This is a genomic window from Actinoplanes awajinensis subsp. mycoplanecinus, from assembly GCF_001509495.1.
Classification (GTDB): domain Bacteria; phylum Actinomycetota; class Actinomycetes; order Mycobacteriales; family Micromonosporaceae; genus Actinoplanes; species Actinoplanes palleronii.
Genome location: NZ_LLZH01000044.1, coordinates 1 through 24,548, shown reverse-complemented (window position 1 = coordinate 24,548; position 24,548 = coordinate 1). Strand labels below are relative to the sequence as shown.

General features: G+C 75.0%; 2 protein-coding genes. Both read right to left on the bottom strand.

Annotation, left to right across the window (positions count from 1 at the left end; all coding sequences use genetic code 11):
* On the bottom strand, positions 1-12,183 hold a 12,183-nt coding region (locus tag ADL15_RS08995; protein ID WP_157441254.1), incomplete at its 3' end, for a type I polyketide synthase.
* Between the two features lie 29 nt (positions 12,184-12,212).
* Positions 12,213-24,521: a type I polyketide synthase gene (locus tag ADL15_RS08990; protein ID WP_232343972.1), complete on the bottom strand. Its 12,309-nt coding sequence runs from the start codon at positions 24,519-24,521 to the stop codon at positions 12,213-12,215.
* Positions 24,522-24,548 lie beyond the last annotated feature (27 nt).

The following is a 24,548-nucleotide window of genomic DNA, read 5'->3' as shown; positions in this document are numbered from 1 at the left end:
GGCGAACCGCACCGGCTCGCGGACCTGCCGCACCCAGTACTCCGGGTCGGTCCAGTCGCCGCCCGCCTCCACGGTCGAGACCACGGTCAGGCGCGGCTCGCTGAACGTCAGCGACGACACCACGGCCCGGAAGTCGTCGAGCATCGGCTCCATCAGCCGCGAGTGGAACGCATGGCTGGTCCGCAGCCGGGTCGTCTTCCAACCATGCGCTTCCACGGGCGAAATATCCGCTTCAATCCCCGACACCACGACCGCGTTCGGCCCGTTGACCGCCGCGATGTCGATCTCCGGGAACACGGCCCGGATCTCGTCCTCGGACGCCTGCACCGCCAGCATCGCCCCGCCAGCGGGCAGCGCCTGCATCAGACGGCCCCGCGCGGAGACCAGGGTGGCAGCGTCGCGCAGCGTCAGGACCCCGGCCGCATAGGCCGCGGCGACCTCGCCGATGGAATGGCCGGCGACCACGTCGGGGTGGAGGCCCCACGAGCGCACCAAGGCGAGCAGGGCGACTTCCAGGGCGAAGATCGCCGGCTGGGCCCAGCCGGTCTGCTCCGCCTGCGGCTCGGCGTGCAGGTCCAGCAGTGCCGCGACCTCGTCGTAGGCGGCGGCGTAGACCGGGAACGCCTCGTAGAGACCCCGGCCCATCTCCAGGCGCTGCGAGCCTTGGCCGGTGAAGACCACCGCCAGCGAGGTCCGGCGGGCCTCGACGCGTGGCAGGGTGCCGTCGCTGAGGATTCGGTCGAGTTCAGCGCGATCGGCGGCAAGAACCACCGCCCGGTGACGCAGCGGCGCTCGACGGGACAGAGCGCGGGCGATGTCACCGAGGGAACCTGCCGCGCCCCGGATCCGTTCGGCCTGCTCGCGCAGCGCGTTCTCGTCGGCGCCGCTGAGCACGACCGGCGTGACCGGCAGGTCAATCCCCGCCACTGGCGCGAGGGCCGAAACTCCTTCGAGGATGACGTGCGCGTTGGTGCCACTGATCCCGAACGACGACACCGCCGCCCGACGCGGCCGATCCACCGCAGGCCACTCCCGGGACGAGGTCAGCAGTTCCACCGCCCCCGCCGACCAGTCCACCTGGGTCGACGCGACGGCAGCGTGCAAGGTCGCCGGAAGGGTGCCGTGCCGCATGGCCTGGACCATCTTGATGATCCCGGCAACACCGGCCGCTGCCTGGGTGTGGCCCAAGTTCGACTTGATCGAGCCCAGCAGCAGTGGCGTTGACCGATCCTGCCCATAGGTCGCCAGCAGCGCCTGCGCCTCGATCGGGTCACCCAGCGACGTGCCCGTGCCGTGCGCTTCGACCGCATCCACGTCAGCGGTCGTCAACCCCGCGCCGGCCAGCGCCGCACGGATGACGCGCTGCTGTGACGGCCCGTTCGGCGCGGTCAGCCCGTTGGACGCACCGTCCTGATTGACCGCACTCCCCCGCACCACCGCGAGAACCGGGTGACCCAGCCGCTGTGCGTCGGAGAGCCGCTCGACGAGCAGCATGCCGACACCCTCGGACCAACCCGTGCCGTCCGCGGCCTCACCGAACGACTTGCACCGGCCATCAGCCGACAAACCCCGCTGCCGGGAGAACCCGATGAACGTGTTCGGCGTCGCCATCACCGTCACACCACCCGCAAGGGCCGCGTCGCACTCCCCGGTCCGCAGCGACTGTACGGCCAGGTGCAACGCCACCAGCGACGACGAACACGCCGTGTCGACCGTGACCGCCGGGCCTTCGAGGCCGAACGTGTACGACACCCGCCCGGAGGCGACGCTGCCGGAGCTCCCGGTGCTGAGGAACCCTTCGACCCCGGCCGGCACCTCGGCGGTCTGCGACCCGTAGTCGTGGTACATCACGCCCGCGAACACCCCGATGCGCTGCCCACGCAGCCCCAACGGGTTGATACCGGCCCGCTCGAAAGCCTCCCACGACGTCTCCAGGAGCAGCCGCTGCTGCGGGTCCATCGCCAGGGCCTCGCGCGGCGAGATGCCGAACAGCTCCGGGTCGAAGTCACCCGCGCCATAAAGGAAGCCACCCTCACGGGTATACGAGGTGCCCGGGTGATCCGGGTCCGGGTGGTAGATGTCCGCCCAGCCGCGATCCTCCGGGAACAACCCGACGCCGTCCCGCCCCGCGGCCACCAGATCCCACAGGTCGTCCGGCGAGGCGACCCCGCCCGGATAGCGGCAGGCCATGGCGACGATCGCGATCGGCTCGTCGACGGTCCGGGCGCGCGGCGCGGCTGCCACCGGATCGGCCACCCGCAGCCCGGAGAGCTCCTCGTCGAGGTGCGCGGCGAGCAGCGCGACGTTCGGGTAGTCGAAGACCAGCGTGGAGGGCAGCCGCAGCCCAGTGGCCCCCGCGAGCCGGTTGCGCAGCTCGACCGCGGTCAGCGAGTCGAACCCCAGGTCGCCGAAGGCGCGGCCGGGGTCGAGCCGGTCCGCGTCGGCGTAGCCGAGCACCGCCGCCACCTGCGCGCCGACCAGGGCCAGCAGGGCCCGGGTGCGCTCGTTTTCGGGCAGCGCGGCCAGCCGACGGCCGAGCGAACCAGCCGGGGTGGTGGCGGCGCGGCCGGGCACCAGGTCGGCCAGCAGCGGCGGCAGGAACTCCGCGGTGCGCAGGGCTCCGGTGTCCACGGCGAGGGCCGCGACGAGCGGCCGGGCGCTGCCGAGCGCGCCGTCGAAGGCGGCGAGCCCTTCGTCGGCGGTGAGCGCGAGGACGCCACCGCGGCGCATCCGGTCCCGGTCGACACCCTCGCCCATCCCGGCGTCCCACAAACCCCAGACGAGAGACGTCGCGGGAACGCCTTCAGATCGCAAGAAGATTGCGTACGCGTCAAGGAACGCATTCGCCGCCGCGTAGTTGCCCTGTCCCGCGTTGCCGAACAGCCCGGCCGCCGAGGAGTAGAGCACGAACGCCGCGAGAGGCAGGTCCCGCGTGGCCTCGCGCAGGTTGCGCGCCGCGTCGACCTTGGCCCGGAACACCGTGGCGAGCCGTTCCGGGGTCAGGTCGGCCAGCAGCGCGTCGTCGAGCACCCCGGCCGCGTGGATCACCGCGGTGACCGGCTCACCGCGCAGCGCCTGCGCGACCGCGTCCGGGTCGGCCAGATCGCAGGCCACCGCGCGCACGTTGACGCCGTCGATGTCGAGAGTCCCACCGGAGCGCGACAGCAACAGCAGCTCACGGACCCCGTAAGCCGCAGCCACATGCCGGGCCACCAGTCCACCCAGGGTACCGGTCGCGCCGGTCACCACCACCACACCGTCGCCGAGGCGCACGGCGCCGGACACCGGGATCCGGGCCAGCCGCGGCACCCGCACCACGCCGTCGCGGACGACCGCCTGCGGAACCGGGTAGTAGACGGCTTCCGGGCCGTCGAGCAGGTGCAGCCGGTCCGGGTGTTCGGACTGGGCGGAACGGACCAGCCCCCACAGCGCGGCGCCGTCCGGGTCGGTGATGTCGTCGCCGGCCGCGCCGGACGTGCGGATCACCAGCCGGTCGCCGCTCCGCGCCGGGTCCGCCAGCCATTCCCGCAGCAGGGCGAGCAGCATGGTGCTGCGGTCGAGGGCGGTGCCGGGCGCGGTCGCGTCGACCAGCACCACGGGTGCCGGTGCCGGCAGCGGCTCACCGAGCGCGACGACGACGGGGAGGCCGGCCGCTGGCGCGACGCTCTGGGCGACCCAGTCCAGGCCGAAGACGAGGCGGTCCGCGGCGGCGACCGGCCGGCCCGCGGTGACCGGTCGCAGGGTGAGGCTGTCGACCCGGGCGACTGGCAAGCCGGCACCGTCGGTGAGCAGCAGGCGGACGGCGCCGGGTGCGTCGCCCGGGGTGAGCCGGACCCGCAGCGTGCCGGTGGCGGCACCGGTGACCCGCACACCGGTGAAGGCGAACGGCAGCCGGGCGCCGTCGGCCGGCTCCAGCAGGCCGCCGGTGCCGAGCGCGTGCAGGGCCGCGTCGAACAGCGCCGGGTGCAGGCCGAACCCCTCGGACGAACCGGCAAGGGCCACCTCAGCGTGCACGGCTCCGGCGCTGCGCCAGGCGCGGCGCAGGCCGCGGAACGCGGGCCCGTAGTCGAGACCGGCGTCGGCGAACGCCTCATACAGGCCAGTCAGGTCGAGCTCGTCGGCCCCAGCAGGCGGCCAGACAACAAGGTCAGTGTCGTCACCGGCCCCGCTCTCAGACCCGAGGAGGCCGGCACCGCCCTCGGACCCGCGGAGACCGGCGCCGCCCTCGGAACCGAGCGGGCCGGTGCTGTCCACGGGCCCGAGCAGGCCGGTGGCGTGCAGGGTCCATGGGAGGTCGTCGGCGGTGCGGGCGTGGACGGTTACCCGGTGCCGCGCGTCGCCGTCCGGCGCGCCGACGGTGGTGCGGATCTGGACGCCACCGGTGCCGGGCACGGTCAGCGGTGCCTGCAGCAGCAGTTCCTCCAGGACCGGCGCGCCGATCCGGAGCCCGGCGGCGAGGGCCATCTCGACCAGCGCGGTGCCGGGAACCACCGGGGCGCCGAGGACGCGGTGGTCGGCGAGCCACGGGTGGGTGGCGAGGGAGAGCCGACCGGTGAGGACGCTCTCCGGCGCGTCGGGCAGCGCGATTGCCGCGCCGAGCAGCGCGTGTCCGGTTTCGGTCAGGCCGAGCCCGGCGGCGTCGGCGGCGGCCAGGGTGCGCCGGCGCGGCCAGTAGCGCAGGTGGTCGAAGGCATAGCCGGGCAGGTCGAGCAGCGTGCCGCCGCCGAGCACGGCTTTCCAGTCGACGGCCTGGCTGGCGGTGTGCAGTTCGCCGAGCGCGGTGAGCAGCGTGGTGACCTCGTCCCGGCCGCGGCGCAGCGCGGCGACCGCGCCGGGCACGAGCGTCGCGAGGACGGTGTCCGGGCCGAGCTCCAGGACCCGGCCGGCGTCGAGGCGGGCCGCGGCGTCGGCGAACCGCACCGGCTCGCGGACCTGCCGCACCCAATATTCCGGGTCGGTCCACCGGGCATCGGGTGCGACCGTCGAGATCATTTTCAGTCGCGGCTCGGCGAACGTCAGCGACGACACCACGGACCGGAAGTCGTCGAGCATCGGCTCCATCAGCCGCGAGTGGAACGCGTGGCTGGTCCGCAGCCGGGTCGTCTTCCAACCGTGCGCTTCGATGGGCGAAATGTCCGCATCGATCCCCGACACCACCACCGCGTTCGGCCCGTTGACCGCCGCGATGTCGATCTCCGGGAAGGCCGCCCGGACCTCGTCCTCGGATGCCTGCACCGCCAGCATCGCTCCGCCAGCGGGCAGCGCCTGCATGAGGCGCCCCCGCGCGGACACCAGCGTGGCAGCGTCAGCCAGGGACATGACACCAGCCGCGTAGGCCGCCGCGATCTCACCGATCGAATGGCCCGCCACCACGTCCGGGTGGAGACCCCACGACCGCACCAGGGCAAGGAGGGCCACCTCGAGGGCGAAGATCGCCGGCTGGGCCCAGCCGGTCTGCTCCACCTCCGGCTCCACCGGCAGCTCCAGCAGCGCCGCGACCTCGTCATAGGCGGCGGCATACACCGGAAACGTCTGGTAGAGACCGCGTCCCATATCGAGACGCTGGGAACCCTGGCCGGTGAAGACGACCGCGAGGGCCCCGGGCCGCGCCGGTACCACCGGGAGCGGCTCGTCCAGCGCGGCGAGCAGGGCCTCGCGCCCAGCGACCGGCAGGACCACGCGCCGGGCGAGCGGGGAACGGTGGGCGAGCGTCCAGGCAACGTCGCCCAGTGTGGTCTCCGGGTGGGCCAGCAGGTGGTCCCGCAGCCGGGCCGCCTGCCCGGCGAGGGCCCGGTCGGTCGCGGCGGAAAGCACAACCGGGACGACCGGCCCAACCGCGACCGGCGATGCCGCGACGGAAGCTAGCGGTGCCGCCGGTTCTGCGGCGGGCGCCAGCGGTTCCGCGGCCGGTGCCGGTGCCAAGGCCGTTGTCGGTGCTGTTGCCTGGACCGGGGCCACGGCCGGGACCGGGGCGAGGGCCGCGGGCCGGGCCGGTGCGAGGGCCGCGGGAGGTGCCGGGGCTTCCAGGATGACGTGTGCGTTGGTGCCGCTGATCCCGAACGACGACACCGCCGCCCGGCGCGGCCGATTTACCGCAGGCCACTCCCGGGCCGAGGTCAACAGTTCCACCGAGCCCGCCGACCAGTCGACCTGCTCGGTCGGGCGGTCCACGTGCAGCGTCGCCGGCAGCGAGCCGTGCCGCATCGCCTGCACCATCTTGATGATCCCGGCGACACCGGCCGCGGCCTGGGTGTGGCCGAGGTTCGACTTGACCGAGCCCAGCAGCAGCGGCGTTGACCGATCCTGCCCATAGGTCGCCAGCAACGCCTGCGCCTCGATCGGGTCACCCAGCGACGTGCCGGTGCCATGAGCCTCGACCGCGTCCACGTCGGCGCTGGTCAAACCGGCACTCGCCAGCGCCGCGCGGATGACCCGCTGCTGCGAAGGCCCGTTCGGCGCGGTCAACCCGTTCGACGCGCCATCCTGATTGACCGCACTCCCCCGCACCACCGCGAGAACCGGATGGCCGAGGCGTTCCGCGTCGGACAGCCGCTCCACGAGCAGCACCCCGACACCCTCGGACCAGCCCGTGCCGTCCGCTCCGTCGGCGAACGACTTGCACCGCCCGTCGGCGGCGAGACCCCGCTGCCGGGAGAAGCCGACTAACGTGCCCGGCGTCGCCATCACGGTCACACCACCCGCGAGAGCCGCGTCGCACTCGCCGTTGCGCAGCGACTGCACGGCCAGGTGCAGCGCCACCAGCGACGACGAGCAGGCCGTGTCGACCGTGACCGCCGGGCCCTCCAGGCCGAACGAGTAGGACACCCGGCCGGAGGCGATGCTGCCGCCCGTACCCATGAAGCCTTCGACCTGCGCGTCGGCCTGTTCGAGCACGGTGGCGTAGTCGCCGTACATGATGCCGGCGAACACCCCGGTGCGCGATCCGCGCAGCGAGCGCGGGTCGATCCCGGCCCGCTCCAGGGCTTCCCACGAGGTCTCCAGCAGCAACCGGTGCTGCGGGTCCATGGCCAGGGCCTCGCGCGGCGAGATGCCGAACAGCTCCGGGTCGAAGTCACCGGCACCGGCCAGGAACCCGCCCTGCCGGGCGTAGGTCGTGCCGGTGTGGTCGGGGTCCGGGTGGTACAGGTTCTCCAGGTCCCAGCCCCGGTCGTCGGGGAAGGCGCCGATGCCGTCACGGCCGGCGGCGACCAGGTCCCACAGGTCGTCCGGGCTGCCGACACCGCCGGGGAAGCGGCAGGCCATGCCGACGATGGCGACCGGCTCGTCGAGGCGGGCGGCGAACGGCGCGGGTGCCGTCGCGGGGCTGGCGGCGGTGCCGGCCAGTTCCGCGGCGAGGTGACCGGCCAGCACGGTCGCGGCCGGGTAGTCGAAGACCAGCGTGGACGGCAGCCGCAGCCCGGTGGCCGCGGCGAGCCGGTTGCGCAGCTCGACCGCGGTGAGCGAGTCGAAGCCGAGTTCACTGAACGCGCGTCCCGGGTCCACGTCCTCGGCCCGGGCGTAACCGAGCACGTCGGCGACCTGCGCCCGGACCACCCCGAGGACGGCGGCGGCGCGCTGCTCGCTGGGCAGGTTCGCCAGCTGCCGGCCCAGCGCCGTGCCGGTGTCCGCGCGGGCGGGTGCGCGGACCAGGTCCCGCAGCAGGTCGGGTGCCGCATCCGTGTCGCGCAGTGCGGCCAGGTCGACGGCGAGCGGGATGACCAGCGCGGTGCTGCCACCGGCGGCGGCGTCGAACGCGGCGAGGCCCTGCTCGGCGGTGAGCGGCAGGACTCCGCCGCGGCGCATCCGCTCGTGGTCGGCCGCGTCGCCCATGCCGGCGTCCCACAACCCCCAGGCCAGCGACGTCGCGGGCACCCCGTCGGCACGCAGCCAGCAGGCGTACGCGTCGAGGTAGGCGTTCGCGGCCGCGTAGTTCGCCTGTCCCGCGTTGCCGAACACCCCGGCCGCCGAGGAGTAGAGCACGAACGCGGTCAGCGGTTTGTCCCGCGTGGCCGCGCGCAGGTTCCGCGCCGCGTCGACCTTGGCGCGGAACACGGTGTCCAGGCGTTCGCGGGTCAGCGACTCGACAGTGCCGTCGTCGAGCACCCCGGCCACGTGCACCACGGCGGTGACCGGCTCGTCGCGCAGCACCGCGGCCACCGCGTCGGCGTCGGCCAGGTCGCAGGCGGCGGCGCGGACCCGGGCGCCGTCGATGTCCAGGGTGCCGCCGGAGCGGGACAGCAGCAGCAGGTCCCGCACGCCGTGCTCGGCGACCAGGTGCCGGGCGATCAGCTGCCCCAGGGTGCCGGTGGCGCCGGTGACGACCACGGTGCCGTCCCTGGCGTCGAAGGCGTCGCCGGGCGTGACCCGGGTCAGCTGCGGCACGCGCACGGTGCCGTCGCGGACCACCGCTTGCGGCACCGGATACCACGCGTCGTCGGCGCCGTCGAGCAGGTGGAACCGGTCCGGGTGCTCGGCTTGCGCGGACCGCACCAGGCCCCACAGCGCGGCACCGTCCGGGTCGGTGATGTCGTCGCCGGCCGCGCCGAGCGTGCGCACCACCAGCCGGGTCGCGGCCCAGCCGGGGTCAGCCAGCAGCGTCTGCAGCAGCGCGAGCAAGGCCGCTGTCCGCTCACCGGCGCTGCCGGGCGCGGTCGCATCAACCACCAGCAGGGGTACGGGTGACGGCAGCGGCGCACCGAGCGCCACGACGACCGGTTCCCCGGTGGCGGGCACGTCGCGGGCCACCCAGCTGACGCCGTAGAGCAGCCGTTCGGCGGTCGCACCGGTCAGCGCGGCGGCGGTGACCGGGCGCAGCCGCAGAGCGTCCACCTCGGCGACGGGCAGGCCGGCCCCGTCGGCGAGCAGCAGCCGGATCTCGTCGTCGCCGCCGGTGCGGGACAGCCGGACGCGCAGTTCACCGGCGGCGGTCCCGGTGATGCGGGCTCCGGTGAAGGCGAACGGCAGGCGTACCTGGTCGTCGGGGAAGAGCGCGCCGGCGCCGATGGCGTGCAGGGCCGCGTCGACAAGTGCCGGGTGCACGCCGAAGCCGTCGGTGACCCGGTCGGCGGCCACCTCGGCGTAGACGGTGCCGCCGTGCCGCCAGGCCCGTCGCAGGCTGCGGAAGGCCGGGCCGTAGGCGAGCCCGGCGGTGGCGAAGTCGTCGTAGAGGCCGTCCAGGGGGATCTCGTCGGCGCCGGGCGGTGGCCAGGCGACCAGGCCGAGGTCGGCGGCGGCGGGCGCGGCGGGCGCCAGGACGCCTTCGGCGTGCACGGTCCACTCGCCGTCGTCGCCGGTCTCGGGCTGGGCGTAGACGGTGACCGGGCGGCGCTGGTCGTCGCCGGCCGGTCCGACGCGGATCTGCAGCCGGACCGCGCCGTGCTCCGGGATGACCAGGGGTTCGCGCAGGATCAGCTCGTCGGCCCGGTCCGCACCGACCCGGCGGCCGGCGGCCAGCGCGAGGTCGAGCAGCGCGGTGCCCGGGACCAGCACGGTGCCGAACACCCGGTGGTCCGCCAGCCAGCCGGGCGCGGCGGCGGCGAGGCGGCCGGTGAGCAGCGCGCCATCGCCGTCGGCCAGCAGGATCGCGGCGCCGAGCAGCGGGTGGCCGGTGGCGAGCAGCCCCGCGGTGGTCACGTCGCCGGTGTCGGCGGCGGTGTCGAGCCAGTACCGCTGGTGCGTGAACGGGTAGGTGGGCACGTCGGCCGGGCGGGCGCCGGTGCCGTCGAACAGGGCCCGCCAGGTGACGGGCTGGCCGTGGACGAACAGTTCGGCGACCGCGGTGAGCAGGGTGGTGACCTCGTCCCGGTCGCGGCGCAGCGCGGCGACGGCGCCGGGCACGAGGACCCGGTCGGCGTTCAGCCGGGTCACGGCGTCGGCGAAGCGCACCGGCTCGCGGACCTGCCGCACCCAGTACTCCGGGTCGGTCCAGTCCCCGTCGGCCTGCACGGTCGAGACCACGGGCAGGCGAGGCTGAGCGAACGTCAGCGACGACACCACGGCCCGGAAGTCGTCAAGCATCGGCTCCATCAGCCGCGAATGGAACGCGTGGCTGGTCCGCAGCCGGGTCGTCTTCCACCCGTGCGCTTCGACGGGCGTGATGTCCGCAGCGAGGCCGGACACCACGACAGCGCGCGGCCCGTTGACCGCCGCGATGTCGACATCCGGGAACGCGGCCCGGACCTCGTCCTCGGACGCCTGCACGGCGACCATGACCCCACCGGCGGGCAGCGCCTGCATGAGGCGGCCCCGCGCGGACACCAGCGTGGCAGCGTCGGCCAGGGTCAGGACCCCGCCCGCATAGGCGGCGGCGATCTCACCGATCGAGTGCCCGGCGACCACGTCCGGGTGGATGCCCCACGACCGCACCAAGGCGAGCAGTGCCACCTCCAGGGCGAAGATGGCCGGCTGGGCCCAGCCGGTCTGCTCCACCTGCGGCTCCGGCAGGTCCAGCAGCGCCGCGACCTCGTCGTAGGCGGCGGCGTAGACCGGGAACGCGGCGTAGAGACCGCGGCCCATGTCGAGGCGTTGCGAGCCCTGGCCGGTGAAGACGATGGCGAGGCGGCCCTCGGCGGCGATGCCACGGACGGTGGTGTCGCCGAGCAGGACGGCACGACGGTGCAGCACGGCCCGTCCGGCGAGGGTGTAGCCGGTATCGAGCAAAGGCGTCTGCGTCCGTCGTACCCGATGGATCTGGGCATCGAGGGAAGCGGACGATTTCGCCGAAACGACAAGCGGGACCACCGGCAGGATGGTGGGGTTTTCCGGCGCCGCAGGCGACGGCTCGGTGGGTGCCTCTTCCAGGATGACGTGGGCGTTGGTGCCGCTGATGCCGAACGACGACACCGCGGCGCGGCGCGGCTTGGCGCCGGCCGGCCAGGGGCGCGCCTCGGTGAGCAGCCGCACCGCACCGGCCGACCAGTCGACCTGGTGTGTCGGCGCGTCCACGTGCAGGGTGGCGGGCAGCAGGTCGTGCCGCATGGCCTGCACCATTTTGATCACGCCGGCCACGCCCGCGGCGGCCTGGGTGTGCCCCAGGTTCGACTTGACCGAGCCGAGCCAGAGCGGCTCAGTGCGCTGCTGGCCATACGTCGCGAGCAGCGCCTGCGCCTCGATCGGGTCGCCGAGCCGGGTGCCGGTGCCGTGCGCCTCGACCGCGTCCACGTCGGCGGCCGACAGTCCCGCCGCGGCCAGCGCGGCCCGGATCACCCGCTGCTGGGCGGGGCCGTTCGGGGCGGTGAGCCCGCTGGAGGCGCCGTCCTGGTTGACCGCGGAACCACGGATCACCGCGAGGATCGGATGGCCGTGCCGCTGGGCGTCGGAGAGGCGTTCGAGCAGCAGCATGCCGACGCCCTCGCCCCAGCCGGTGCCGTCGGCGGCCGCGGCGAACGACTTGCATCGGCCGTCGGCGGCCAGCCCGCCCTGCCGGCTGAACTCGACGAACGTGCCGGGCGTGGCCATCACCGTGACACCGCCTGCCAGCGCCAGGTCGCACTCGCCGTTGCGCAGCGCCTGCCCGGCCAGGTGCAGGGCGACCAGCGACGACGAGCAGGCGGTGTCGATGGTGACGGCCGGGCCCTCGAGGCCGAACGTGTAGGCGATGCGGCCGGACGCGACGCTGCCGGAGTTGCCGTTGCCGAGGAAGCCGGCGACGCCCTCGGGCACGTCGAGCGGGCGCGAGCCGTAGTCGTGGTACATCACGCCGGCGAAGACGCCGGTGCGGCGGAACGGGACCGCTGTCGGGTCGAGCCCGGCGCGTTCGAACGCCTCCCAGGTGGTCTCCAGCAGCAGCCGCTGCTGCGGGTCCATGGCCAGGGCCTCGCGCGGGCTGATGCCGAACATGTCCGGGTCGAAGCCGGCGGCGCCGGGCAGGAAACCACCCTCCAGGCGGGCGCCGGGGTCGAGTTCGCCGGTCTCGGCGTCGTAGAGGCCCTCGATGTCCCAGCCGCGGTCGCCGGGTGGGTCGCCGATGGCGTCGCCGCCGGCCGCGACCAGCCGCCAGAGGTCTTCCGGTCCGGCCACGTCACCGGGGTACCGGCAGCTCATCGCGACGATCGCGAGGGGTTCGCTGTGCCGGTACTCCAGCTCGTCGACCCGGCGGCGGGCCGAGCGCAGGTCCGCGGTGGCCCGCTTGAGGTAGGCGAGGTACTTCTCCTCGGTGCCCGCGGGTTCGCTGGCGGAGGTCATGGCGGAACCGCCTTCGGATGGGAGCCGGGTCACGGGGTGCCAAGCTCGTCGAGAAGGTCGAAGATCTCGTCGGCGGTCGCCGAGGAGAGGTCGTCCATGGCGTCGCCGCCCGGTCCGGCCCAGGCGGCAGCCAGGGTGCGCAGCCGCAGGCCGACCTCGGCCCGGTGCCCGTCGCCGAGGGCGGCCGCGGCGAGCCGGGCCTCCAACTCGGCGATCTCGGCGTAGAGCGTGTCGACCGGGTCGGCCGGTGCCGGGCTCAGCAGCTCACCGAGGTGGTGGGCCAGGGCGGTGGGTGACGGGTGGTCGAAGAGCAGGGTGGCGGCGAGGCGCAGCCCGGTCTCGGCGGCGAGCCGGTTGCGCAGCTCGACGGCGGTCAGCGAGTCGAAGCCGAGTTCGAGGAAGCCGCGGGCCGGGTCGACGTCACGCGGGGACGCGTAGCCGAGGATCCCGGCGGTGCGCTCGCGCAGCAGGTCGAGCAGCATCCGGTCGCGGGCGTCCGGGTCGAGCCCGGCGAGCCGGGCCGCCAGGTCCGGGGTGGCCGCCGCGGCGGCGGGTGCCCGGCGCGGTGCCGAAAGCAGGCTCTGCAGCAGGCCGGGTACGTCGCCGTCGCCCGCGGTGGCGCGCACCGCGGGTAGGTCCAGGGCGATCGGGACCAGCAGTGGCCGGCCGGTGGTGAGGGCGGCGTCGAAGGCGGCGAGCCCGGCGGTGGTGTCGAGGGCGCCGAAGCCGGCCCGGGCCATCCGCCGCCGGTCGGCGTCGCCGAGCGAGGCACCCAGACCCGCATCCCACAGACCCCACGCCAGCGAGGTCGCCGGGATCCCCTCGCTGCGCAATGCCACCGCGTAGGAGTCCAGGAACGCGTTCGCCGCCGCGTAGTTGGCCTGCCCGGCATTGCCGAACAGCCCGGATGCCGAGGAGAACAACACCAACGCCCGCAACGGCTTGCCTCGCGTCGCCGCGACCAGGTTGCGGGCCGCCGCGACCTTCGCCCCGAACACCGCCTCCAGGCGCTCGGCCGTCAGGTCCGTCAGCACGCCGTCGTCGATCACCCCGGCCGCGTGCACCACCGCGGTCACCGGTTCGTCACGCAATACCCGCGCCACCGCGTCCATGTCGGCCAGATCGCACGCCACCGACCGGACTCGGGCACCCTCGATCTCCAGGTTTCCACCCGAGCGCGACAGCAACAGCAGCTCCCGCACCCCGTGCGTGGCCACCAGATGCCGCGCCACCAGAGCGCCCAGGGTGCCGGTCGCGCCGGTCACCACCACCACACCGTCACCGAAGTCCGCGGCGCCGCCAGCCTGGGCGCGGGACAACCGTGGCACCCGCACCACCTCGCCGCGGACCAGGGCCTGCGGCACGTCGAGGTAGGCGTTTTCGGCGCTGTCGAGCAGGTTAAACCGGTCCGGGTGCTCGGACTGTGCGGAGCGGACCAGGCCCCACAGGGCGGCACCGTCAGGGTCCGACACCTCGTCACCGACCGCACCGCACGTGCGCACCACCAGCCGCGACTGCGCCCACCCCGGATCGGCGAGCATCGCCTGCATGAGCGTCAGCAGCGCCGCCGCCCGATCCTGGGCCGCGCCCGGCGCGGACGCGTCGACCAGCACCACCGGAACCGGAGCAGGAAGCGACTCGCCCAGCACGATCACCACCGGCTCGGGTCCGGCGATGACTTCCTGCGGGGTCCAGTCCAGGGCGAACAGCGTGCGGATGCCGGCACCGATCTGGTCGGCGGTGACCGGGCGGAACGAGATCTCGTCGACGGTCAGCACCGGGGCGCCGGAGCCGTCGGCGGCCAGCAGCCGGACCGAGTGGTCGCCGAGGCGGGTCAGGTGGACCTGCAGCGCTGCGGCGCTGACGGCGTGCAGGCGGGCGCCGGTGACCGCGAACGGCAGCCGGACGGTCGCGTCGTCGAACAGCCCGGCCGCGCCGATGGCGTGCAGGGCGGCGTCGAGCAGCGCCGGGTGCAGGCCGAAGCCGTCCGGGCCGGTGCCGTCGAGGCGGACCTCGGCGGTCACCTCGTCGCCGGCCCGGGCTGCGGCGGTCAGGGCGCGGAACGTCGGGCCGTAGCTGAGACCGGCGTCGGCCAGGCGCTCGTACAGGCCGTCGAGGTCGACCGGCACGGCGCCGGGCGACGCGGCGGGGATGACCACCGGGGCGCCGGTGGTGGCGGACAGCCGGCCGGTGGCGTGGGTGGTCCAGCCCGCGGCGTCGTCGGCCTGCGCGTAGACGGTCAGCGACCGGCTCGCGTCGGCGCCGGGCGCGGCGACCAGGACCCGCAGGGTGACACCGCCGGTGGCGGGCAGCGTGAGCGGAGCCTGCAGCAGCAACTCGTCGAGGACCGGGACACCGGCCCGGGTCCCGGCGGCCAGGGCGATGTCCACCAGGGCGGCTCCGGGTACCACCACCGAGCCGAAGACCGTGTGGTCGGCGAGCCAGTTCGGCGAGCCGGCGGTCAGGCGGCCGGTGAACAGCAGCGCGTCGCTGTCCGGCAGGGTGACGGCCGCGCCGAGCAGCGGGTGCCCGCCGTCGTGCAGCCCGGCGCCGGCGAGGTCCGCGGCCGGGTCGATGACGTCGATCCAGAGCCGTTGGTGCTGGAAGGCGTAGGTGGGCAGGTCGAGCACCGGTGCGGGGCGCGGGCCGAACGTGGCGGCCCAGTCGACGTGCTGGCCGGCTGCGTAGAGCTGGGCGAGTGCGGTGAGCAGCGTGGTGACCTCGTCCTGGTCGCGGCGCAGCGCAGCGACCGCGCCGGGCACGAACGCGGCGAGCACGGTGTCCGGGCCGAGTTCGAGGACACGGTCGGTCGCCAGCCTGGTCACGGCGTCGGCGAACCGCACCGGCTCGCGGACCTGCCGCACCCAGTACTCCGGGTCGGTCCACCGCGCGTCGGCGTCGACGGTCGAGACCACGGCCAGGCGCGGCTCGCTGAACGTCAGCGTCTTCACCACGGCGCGGAAGTCGTCGAGCATCGGCTCCATCAGCCGCGAGTGGAACGCGTGGCTGGTCCGCAGCCGGGTCGCCTTCCACCCGTGCGCCTCGACGGGCGAAATGTCCGCTTCAACCCCCGACACGACCACCGCGTGCGGCCCGTTGACCGCCGCGATGTCGATCTCCGGGAACGCGGCACGAACCTCGTCCTCGGACGCCTGCACCGCCAGCATGACCCCACCAGCGGGAAGCGCCTGCATGAGACGGCCCCGAGCGGACACCAGCGTGGCAGCATCAGCCAGGGTCAGCACCCCAGCCGCATGGGCCGCCGCGATCTCACCGATCGAGTGCCCGGCCACCACATCCGGGTGCAGGCCCCACGAACGGACCAGGGCGAGGAGAGCGACTTCCAGGGCAAAGATCGCGGGCTGCGCCCAGCCGGTCTGCTCCGCATCCGGCGCCGGCAGGTCCAGCAGCGCGGCCACCTCGTCGTAGGCGGCGGCGTAGACCGGGAACGCGGCGTAGAGCCCGCGACCCATGTCGAGGCGCTGCGAGCCCTGACCGGTGAAGACGAACGCCAGCCGACCCTCGGCGGCCCGGCCAGTGGCGACCGGCTCCAGCGGGCCGGGGCTCAGCAGCACTGCACGGTGCGGCAGGCTGGCCCGGCTGGTCAGCGCGTGACCGACCGCGGACGGCGACAACTCAGGGCGCTCGCGCAGCACAACGCGGAACCGGTCGAGCTGCCCGGCAAGCGCCGCCGGATCGTTCGCGGACACCACGAGCGGGACCGGGCGGGTCAGCGCGGGTGCGGGCCGGGTGGCGGGCGGGGCCTCTTCGAGGATGACGTGCGCGTTGGTGCCGCTGATCCCGAACGACGACACACCCGCGCGCCGGGGGCGTTCCCCAGCCGGCCACGGCAGCGCCTCGGTGAGCAGCGCGACGTTACCGGCGCTCCAGTCCACCTGCGGCGTGGGCTCGTCGACGTGCAGGGTGCGCGGCAGCATGTCGTACCGCATGGCCTGGACCATCTTGATGATGCCGGCCGCCCCGGCCGCGGCCTGGGTGTGCCCGAGGTTGGATTTGATGCTGCCGAGCCGCAGCGGCTCGGCCCGGTCCTGGCCATACGCGGCGAGCACTGCCTGCGCCTCGATCGGGTCGCCGAGCGTGGTGCCGGTGCCGTGCGCCTCGACCGCGTCCACGTCCTGCGGGGTCAGGCCCGCGGCGGCCAGCGCCGCCCGGATGACCCGCTGCTGGGCCGGGCCGTTCGGCGCGGTCAGCCCGTTGGACGCACCGTCGGAGTTGACCGCGGTGCCGCGCACCACGGCGAGCACCCGGTGCCCGGCGCGTTCGGCGTCGGAGAGCCGCTCCACCAGCAGCATGCCCACGCCCTCGCCCCAGCCGGTGCCGTCGGCGGCCGCCGCGAACGACTTGCACCTGCCGTCGGCGGCCAGCCCGCGCTGCCGGGAGAACCCGGTGAACGTGTCCGGGGTGGCCATCACGGTCACGCCGCCGGCCAGGGCCAGGTCGCACTCGCCGGAGCGCAGCGCCTGAACCGCGAAGTGCAGGGCGACCAGCGACGACGAGCAGGCGGTGTCCACGGTGACGGCCGGGCCTTCCAGCCCGAGCGTGTAGGCGATCCGCCCGGACGCCACGCTGCCCGAGTTGCCGGTGCCGAGGAAGCCCTCGACCTCCTCCGGCACGGCGGTCAACCGGCCCAGGTAGTCGTGGTACATCAGGCCGACGAACACGCCGGTGCGGGATCCGCGCAGGCCGAGCGGGTCGACGCCGCCGGATTCCAGGGCCTCCCACGACGACTCGAGCAGCAACCGCTGCTGCGGGTCCATCGCCATGCCCTCGCGGGGGCTGATCCCGAACAGGCCCGGGTCGAAGTCGGCGGCCTGGTAGAGGAAGCCACCCTCGCGGGCGTAGGAGGTGCCGGGGTGGTCGGGGTCCGGGTGGTAGAGCCCGTCGACGTCCCAGCCACGGTCGCCGGGGAACGGGCCGATGCCGTCACGGCCGTCGGCGACCAGGTCCCACAGCTCGTCCGGGCTGGTGATGCCACCCGGATAACGGCAGGCCATGCCGACGATGACGATCGGGTCGTGGGCCACCGGCCCGGCGACGACCGGCACCGGCACGGCGACCTCGGCCGATCCGGTGAGTGCGGCGCTGAGGAACTCGGCGACGGCCGTGGCGTTGGGATGGTCGAAGACCAGGGTGGCAGGCAGCCGCAGGCCGGTCTCGGCAGCGAGGCGGTTGCGCAGCTCGACCGCGGTCAGCGAGTCGAAGCCGAGTTCACGGAACGCCCGGGCAGCGGGAACGTCGTCGGCGCCGGGGTAGCCGAGCACGGCGGCGGCGAGGGTGCGCACCGTGGTCAGGGCCGCGCGGACCCGTTCGGCGTCGTCGAGGCCGGCGAGGTGCCGGGCCAGGGAGGATCCGGCGCTCGCGGCGGCCGCTGCGGCGGCCCGCCGCCGGGTGACCGCCGGCACCAGGCCGTAGAGGATCGGGTCAAGGTCGCCAGCACGCCGCAGGGCCGCAAGATTCACATTCAGGGGTACGACCAGAGCACGCGCCCCGGCCAGCGCCGCGTCGAACAAAGCCAGCCCGGTCGTGGTGTCGAGCGCGCCGAATCCTGCGCGGGCCATCCGCTGCCGGTCGGCGTCACCGAGCGAGGCACCCAGCCCGGCGTCCCACAGGCCCCACGCCAGCGAGGTCGCCGGGATCCCCTCGCTGCGCAATGCCACCGCGTAGGAGTCCAGGAACGCGTTCGCCGCCGCATAGTTGGCCTGCCCGGCATTGCCGAACAGCCCGGACGCCGAGGAGAACAACACCAACGCCCGCAACGGCTTGCCCCGCGTCGCCGCGACCAGGTTGCGGGCCGCCTCGACCTTCGCCCCGAACACCGCCTCCAGCCGCTCGGCCGTCAGGTCCGTCAGCACGCCGTCGTCGATCACCCCGGCCGCGTGCACTACCGCGGTCACCGGTTCGTCGCGCAACACCCGCGCCACCGCATCCGCATCGGCCAGATCGCAGGACACCGCCCGCACCCGGGCACCCTCGATCTCGAGGCCGCCACCCGAGCGCGACAGCAACAGCAGCTCCCGCACCCCGTGCACGGCCACCAGATGCCGCGCCACCAGAGCACCGAGGGTGCCGGTCGCACCGGTCACCACCACCACGCCGTCACCCAGGTCGACCTCACCGGCGGACTGCATGCGTGCCAGTCGCGGCACGCGCACCACGCCGTCGCGGACCAGCGCCTGTGGCATGTCGAGGTAGGCGTTCTCGGCGCTGTCGAGCAAATGGAACCGGTCCGGGTGCTCGGACTGCGCCGTGCGGACAAGGCCCCACAGCGCGGCGCCGTCGGGGTCCGACACCTCGTCACCCACGGCGCCGCACGTGCGCACCACCATCCGCGACTCCAGCCACCCCGGATCCGCAAGCAGGTCCTGCATGAGGATCAGCAGCGCCGCCGCCCGATCCTGGGCCGCGCCCGGCGCGGACGCGTCGACCAGCACCACCGGAACCGGAACCGGAAGCGGCTCCCCCAACACGATCACTACCGGCTCGGGACCGGCGGTGACCTCCTGCGCGGTCCAGTCGAGCTGGAACAGCGAGCGGTCCACCTCGGGACGAGTGGCCGTCACCGCCCGGAACACCAGGCCGGCCACGCTGATCACGGGCGCTCCGGCCGCGTCGATCGCGTCGACCCGCACGACATCGCCTTCGGTGCGCAGCCGGGCCCGCAGCAGGGCGGCGCCGTCGGCGTGCACGGTGACACCGGTGAACGAGAACGGGACCCGGGTCTCCCCGGTCGCGTCGGCCGGGGTGCCGGCGCTGAGGCCGTGCAGGACCGCGTCGAGCAGCGCGGGGTGCACGGTGAACCGGTCCGGGTCGCCGGGCAGGACGGCCTCCACGTACAGGTCGCCGTCCTGGCGCCAGACCTCGCGCAGGCCGCGGAAGAGCGGGCCGTAGTCGTAGCCGGCCGCGGCGAGCCGGTCGTAGAGCTCCTCGGTGGGCACCCGGGTGGCACCGGCCAGCGGCCACGCGAAAACTTCGGCGGTGGGCTCGGCGAGGCTCAGGAAGCCGGTGGCGTGCACGGTCCACGGCTCGTCGGTGCCGGTGGCGTCGTCCGGCCGGGAGTGCACGCTCACCGGGCGGCGCCCGGTGTCGTCCGGAGCGCCAACGCTGACCTGCATGGCCACGCCTCCGGTGGCGGTCAGTGCCAGGGGCTGGCGCAGCACGAGTTCCTCGACCGCAGGTGCGCCGGCCGCGGTGCCGGCGGTCAGGGCGAGGTCGAGCAGCGCGGTGCCGGGCACCAGCACCTCGCCGAGCACCACGTGCTCGGCGAGCCAGGGCCGGTCGCGCAGGGTGAGCCGGCCGGTGAGCACCAGGCCGTCGCCGTCGGCGAGCGGGACTGCCGCGCCCAGCAGGGGGTGCTCGATCAGGCTCAGTCCCAGGCTCGCCGGGTCGGTGGCGGTGGCGGTGCCCGGTCGCGGCCAGTAGCGCTGCCGCTGGAACGCGTAGGTGGGCAGGCCGGGCAGCGGGGTGCCGGCGTCGGCGAGCACGGCGCCGAAGTCCAGGTCGGCACCGTGCGTGAACAGCGTGGCGACGCCGGTGAGCAGGGTGGTGACCTCGTCGCGGTCGCGGCGCAGGGTGGTGACCGCGAGCGCGTCGGGTACCAGGCTGGCGACCATCGCGGTCAGCACGCCGTCCGGGCCGGCCTCCAGGAACCGGGTGACGCCGGCGGCGGTCAGCGCGGTCACCGCGTCGGCGAAGCGGACCGGGCGGCGGACCTGCTCGACCCAGTACTCCGGGTCGCTCCAGCGCGGCGGTGCGGCCGGGTCCACGGTGGAGACGGCGGCCAGCTGCGGTGCGGCGAAGGTGAGCCCGGCCAGGACCGTGCGGAACTCGTCGAGCATCGGCTCCATCAGCACCGAGTGGAAGGCGTGGCTGGTGCGCAGCCGCCGGGTCTTCCAGCCGCGCGCGGCGACCGCGTCGACGGCCGCCTCCGGTCCGGACACCACGACGGCGTCCGGGCCGTTGACGGCGGCGATGTCGAGCTCCGGGAAAGCCGCGCGGACCTCGTCCTCACTGGCCTGCACGGCGAGCATCACGCCACCCGCGGGCAGGGCCTGCATCAGCCGGCCCCGGGCCGCGACCAGGGTGGCGGCGTCGGCGAGCGACAGCACCCCGGCGGCGTACGCGGCGGTGATCTCGCCGATCGAGTGCCCGGCCACGAAGTCCGGTCGCAGGCCCCAGTGGCGCAGCAGGGCGAGCAGGGCGGCCTCGACGGCGAACAGGGCGGGCTGGGCGTACCCGGTGCGCTCCAGCGCGTCCGGGTCGGCGAAGACGGTCAGCCGCAGCGGCTGGTCCAGCAGCGGATCGAGGTGCTCGCACGCCTCGTCGAAGGCGGCGGCGAACACCGGGAACACGGCGTAGAGCTGCTCGCCCATCGCCAGGCGCTGGGCGCCCTGGCCGGTGAAGAGCAGCGCCAGCCGGCCGTCGGTGATCTCGCCGCGGGCCACGGTGTCCTGGCGATTGAGGGCCCGCATCAGCGGGGCCCGGCCCGGGGCCAGGTAGACGGCGCGGTGGCCGAGCCCTGCCCGTCCGACCAGGGTGCGGGCGACATCGGCCGGGGCGGCGTCCGGGTGACTGTCGAGCCAGTCGCGCAGCTGGGCGGTCTGCGCCGCGAGGCCTTCCTCGGTCGCGGCGGACACCACGAACGGCAGCGTCGGCAGCGGGCTGGGCTTGCCCGCCGGGCGGGTGTCGGCCGGCGGCTCCTCCAGGATGACGTGCGCGTTGGTGCCGCTGACACCGAACGCGGAGATGCCGGCCCGGCGCGGTGCCGCTGCGGTGGTCCACGGCCGGGCCTCGGTGAGCAGCTCGACGGCGCCCGCGGTCCAGTCGACCTGCGGGGTCGGCGCGTCGACGTGCAGGGTGCGCGGCAGCAGGCCGTGCCGCATCGCGAGGATCATCTTGATCACGCCGGCGGCGCCGGCCGCGGACTGGGTGTGCCCGATGTTCGACTTGACCGAGCCGAGCAGCAGCGGGCTGTCGCGGTCCTGGCCGTAGGTGGCGAGGATCGCCTGCGCCTCGATCGGGTCGCCGAGCGTGGTGCCGGTGCCGTGCGCCTCGACCGCGTCCACGTCGCGGGCGGTGAGGCCGGCGTCGGCCAGGGCGGCCCGGATGACGCGCTGCTGGGCCGGGCCGTTCGGGGCGGTCAGGCCGTTGGAAGCGCCGTCGGAGTTGACCGCCGAGCCGCGGACGACGGCCAGCACCGGGCGGCCGGCGGCGCGGGCGGTGGAGAGCCGCTCGGCGAGCAGCATGCCGGCGCCCTCGGCCCAGCCGGTGCCGTCGGCGGCCGCGGCGAAGGCCTTGCACCGGCCGTCGCCGGACAGCCCGCGCTGCTTGGAGAACTCGGTGAACGTGCCGGGGGTGGCCATCACGGTGACGCCGCCGACCAGCGCCGCCTCGCACTCGCCGCGGCGCAGCGACTGTGCGGCCAGGTGCAGGGCGACCAGCGAGGACGAACAGGCGGTGTCGACGGTGACGGCCGGGCCTTCCAGGCCGAACGTGTAGGCGACCCGGCCGGAGGCGATACTGCCGGCGCTGCCGATGCCGAGGTAGCCGCTCAGGTCCTCGGGGGTGTCCTCCAGCAGCGCGGCGTATCCCTGGTGGGTGGTGCCGACGAAGACGCCGATCGGGCGGCCGCGCAGGCCGAACGGGTCGAGCCCGGCCCGTTCCAGGGTCTCCCAGGCGGTCTCCAGCACCAGCCGCTGCTGCGGGTCCATGGCCAGGGCCTCGCGCGGGCTGATCCCGAACAGGCCGGGGTCGAAGTCGGCGGCGTCGCGCACGAACCCGCCGTGCACGGTCGTGGAGGTGCCGGAGCGGTCGCTGCCGGGGTCGTAGAGGGCCTCGATGTCCCAGCCGCGGTCGTCCGGGAACGGCCCGATCGCGTCGGTGCCGGCGGCGACCAGGTCCCACAGCGCGTCCGGGGTGGTGACGCCGCCGGGGAAGCGGCAGGCCATCGCGGTGAGCACGATCGGGTCGTCGTCCGCGGCGACGGCCACGACCGGCCCGGCGGCCGGGGCGTCTCCGCTGCCGAAGACCTCGGTCTGCAGGTGCCGGGCCATCTCGAGCGGGGTGGGATAGTCGAAGGCCAGGGTGGCGGCCAGGCGCAGCCCGGTCTCGGTGGCGAGCGCGTTGCGCAGCTCGACCGCGGTGAGCGAGTCGAAGCCCAGTTCCCGGAACGGCCGCTTGACCGTGATCGCCTCGGCGGACGGGTAGCCCAGCACCCGCGCGGCGTGCCCGCGGACCAGGTCGACCAGGGCGATCTCCCGCTGGGCGCCGGGCAGCGCGGCGAGCCGGGCGTGCCAGCCGGTGTCGGCCACCGGCGCGGCGGAGACCGGCACGGCGAGCTCGGGCAGGTCCTCCAGCAGCGGACGGCGCCGGGCGGCGGTGAACGTCTCCGCGAACGACGGCCAGTCGACGTCGGCGACGGTGAGCACGGCCGCCGGGGCGGTGACGGCCTGGCGCAGCACGTCCACGGCGTGGCCGGGGGCGAGGGCGGCCAGCCCGCGGCGGCTCAGCGCCGCGCCGGTCTCCCCCTCGGTGGCCATGCCCGCGTCGGCCCACGGGCCCCAGGCCAGCGCGGTGCCGGCCAGGCCACGGACGCGACGGCCCCGCGCGAGGGCGTCGAGCGCGGCGTTGGCGGCGGCGTAGGCGCCGCCCCAGCCGCTGCCCCAGGTCGCGGCGATCGAGGAGAACAGCACGAACGCGTCCAGCGGCATGTCGCCGAGCAGGGCGTCCAGGTGCAGGGCGCCGCTGGTTTTCCCGGCCAGTACGGCGGCGAGCCCGGCGGCGTCGAGGTCGGTGAGCGCGGCGCTGTGCGCGATGCCGGCGGCGTGCACGACGGCGGAGAGTGGCTGCTCCGGGTCGGCGGTGGCGTGCGCGAGCAGGTCGGCCACGGCGGCGCGGTCGGCCAGGTCGGTGGCGAGCACGGTGACCCGGGCACCGGCGGTGCGCAGCTCGGCGGCCAGGGTGTCGGCGCCGGGGGCGTCGGGGCCACGGCGGCTGGCCAGCACGAGGTGGGCGGCGCCGTGGGCGGCGGCCCAGCGGGCGAGGTGGCCGCCGAGTGCGCCGGTCCCGCCGGTGATCAGCACGGTGCCCCGCGGCTGCCAGCCGTCGCCGGTGGCGGCCGGTGCGTGCTCGATCCGGCGCACGAGCATCCCGGACGGGCGCAGGGCGATCTGGTCCTCGGCGTCGAGCGCCCCGGCGAGAACCGCAACGAGCCGGTCACCGTCGCGCGCGCCGAGGGCGGACCGGTCTCCGGCATGTGTGTCGAGGCCGGGCAGATCGGCGACGGGCGCACCGAGGGCGGGCAGGCCTCCGGCGCTCGCACCGAGGACGGGCCGGTCTCCGGCGGGCGCACCGAGGGCGGGCAGGTCTGCGGCGGGCGTGCCGAGGGCGGGCAGGTCGATCAGGCCGCCCCAGCGGTCCGGGTGTTCGAGGCCGGCGACGCGGCCCAGGCCCCAGACCGCGGCCTGCGCGACACGGTCGCCGCGGTCGCCGGGTGCGGCCGCGACCGCGCCCCGAGTGAGCAGCCACAAGGGGGCGGTGACGGCGGCGTCCTCGACGGCCTGGGCGAGTGCCAGCGCCGCGTGCAGGGCGGTGGGCACGCCGGTCTCGCCGGTGCCGTCGCCGTGCGGGAGCAGCACGACACCGGCCAGGTCGGTCCGGTCGCGGAGCGCAGCGGCGAGGTGCTCGCGGGCGGTCGCCTCAAGGGTTTCAACCCTGGCGCCGGCGGCGGCCAGCAACACGCCTACGCCGTCCGGGTCTTCCGTGCCGACCAGCACCCAGGTGCCGGTGAGCGGGCGCGCGGCCGGGTCGGGAAGCGTGGTCCAGGTCTCGTGGTAGCGCCAGCCGTCGACGACGTCGCGCTGCTGCTTGCGGCGGTGCCAGGAGGCGAGCGCGGGCACCAGCGCGCCGAGCGTCTCGCGGTGCTGCTCGGCGTCGATGCGCAGCTCCTGCGCGACCTTGCTGAGGTCGGCGGCGTCGACCGCGGCCCAGAGACCGGCGTCGGTACCCGGCGTGCTGCCGGCGGCGGGCGGGGTGGGCCGCAGCCAGTACCGCTGCCGGGTGAACGGGTAGGTGGGCAGGTCCGCCGGGCGGGCACCGGTGCCGTCGACCAGGGCCGGCCACTGGACGTGCTGGCCGTGGACGAACAGCTCGGCGACCGCGGTCAGCAGGGTGACCGGCTCGTCGCGCTCGCGGCGCAGCGCGGCGACCGCGCCGGGCACGAGCGTGGCGAGCACGGTGTCCGGGCCGAGCTCCAGGACCCGGTCGGCGTTCAGCCGGGTCACGGCGTCGGCGAAGCGCACCGGCTCGCGGACCTGCCGCACCCAGTACTCCGGGTCGGTCCAGTCCCC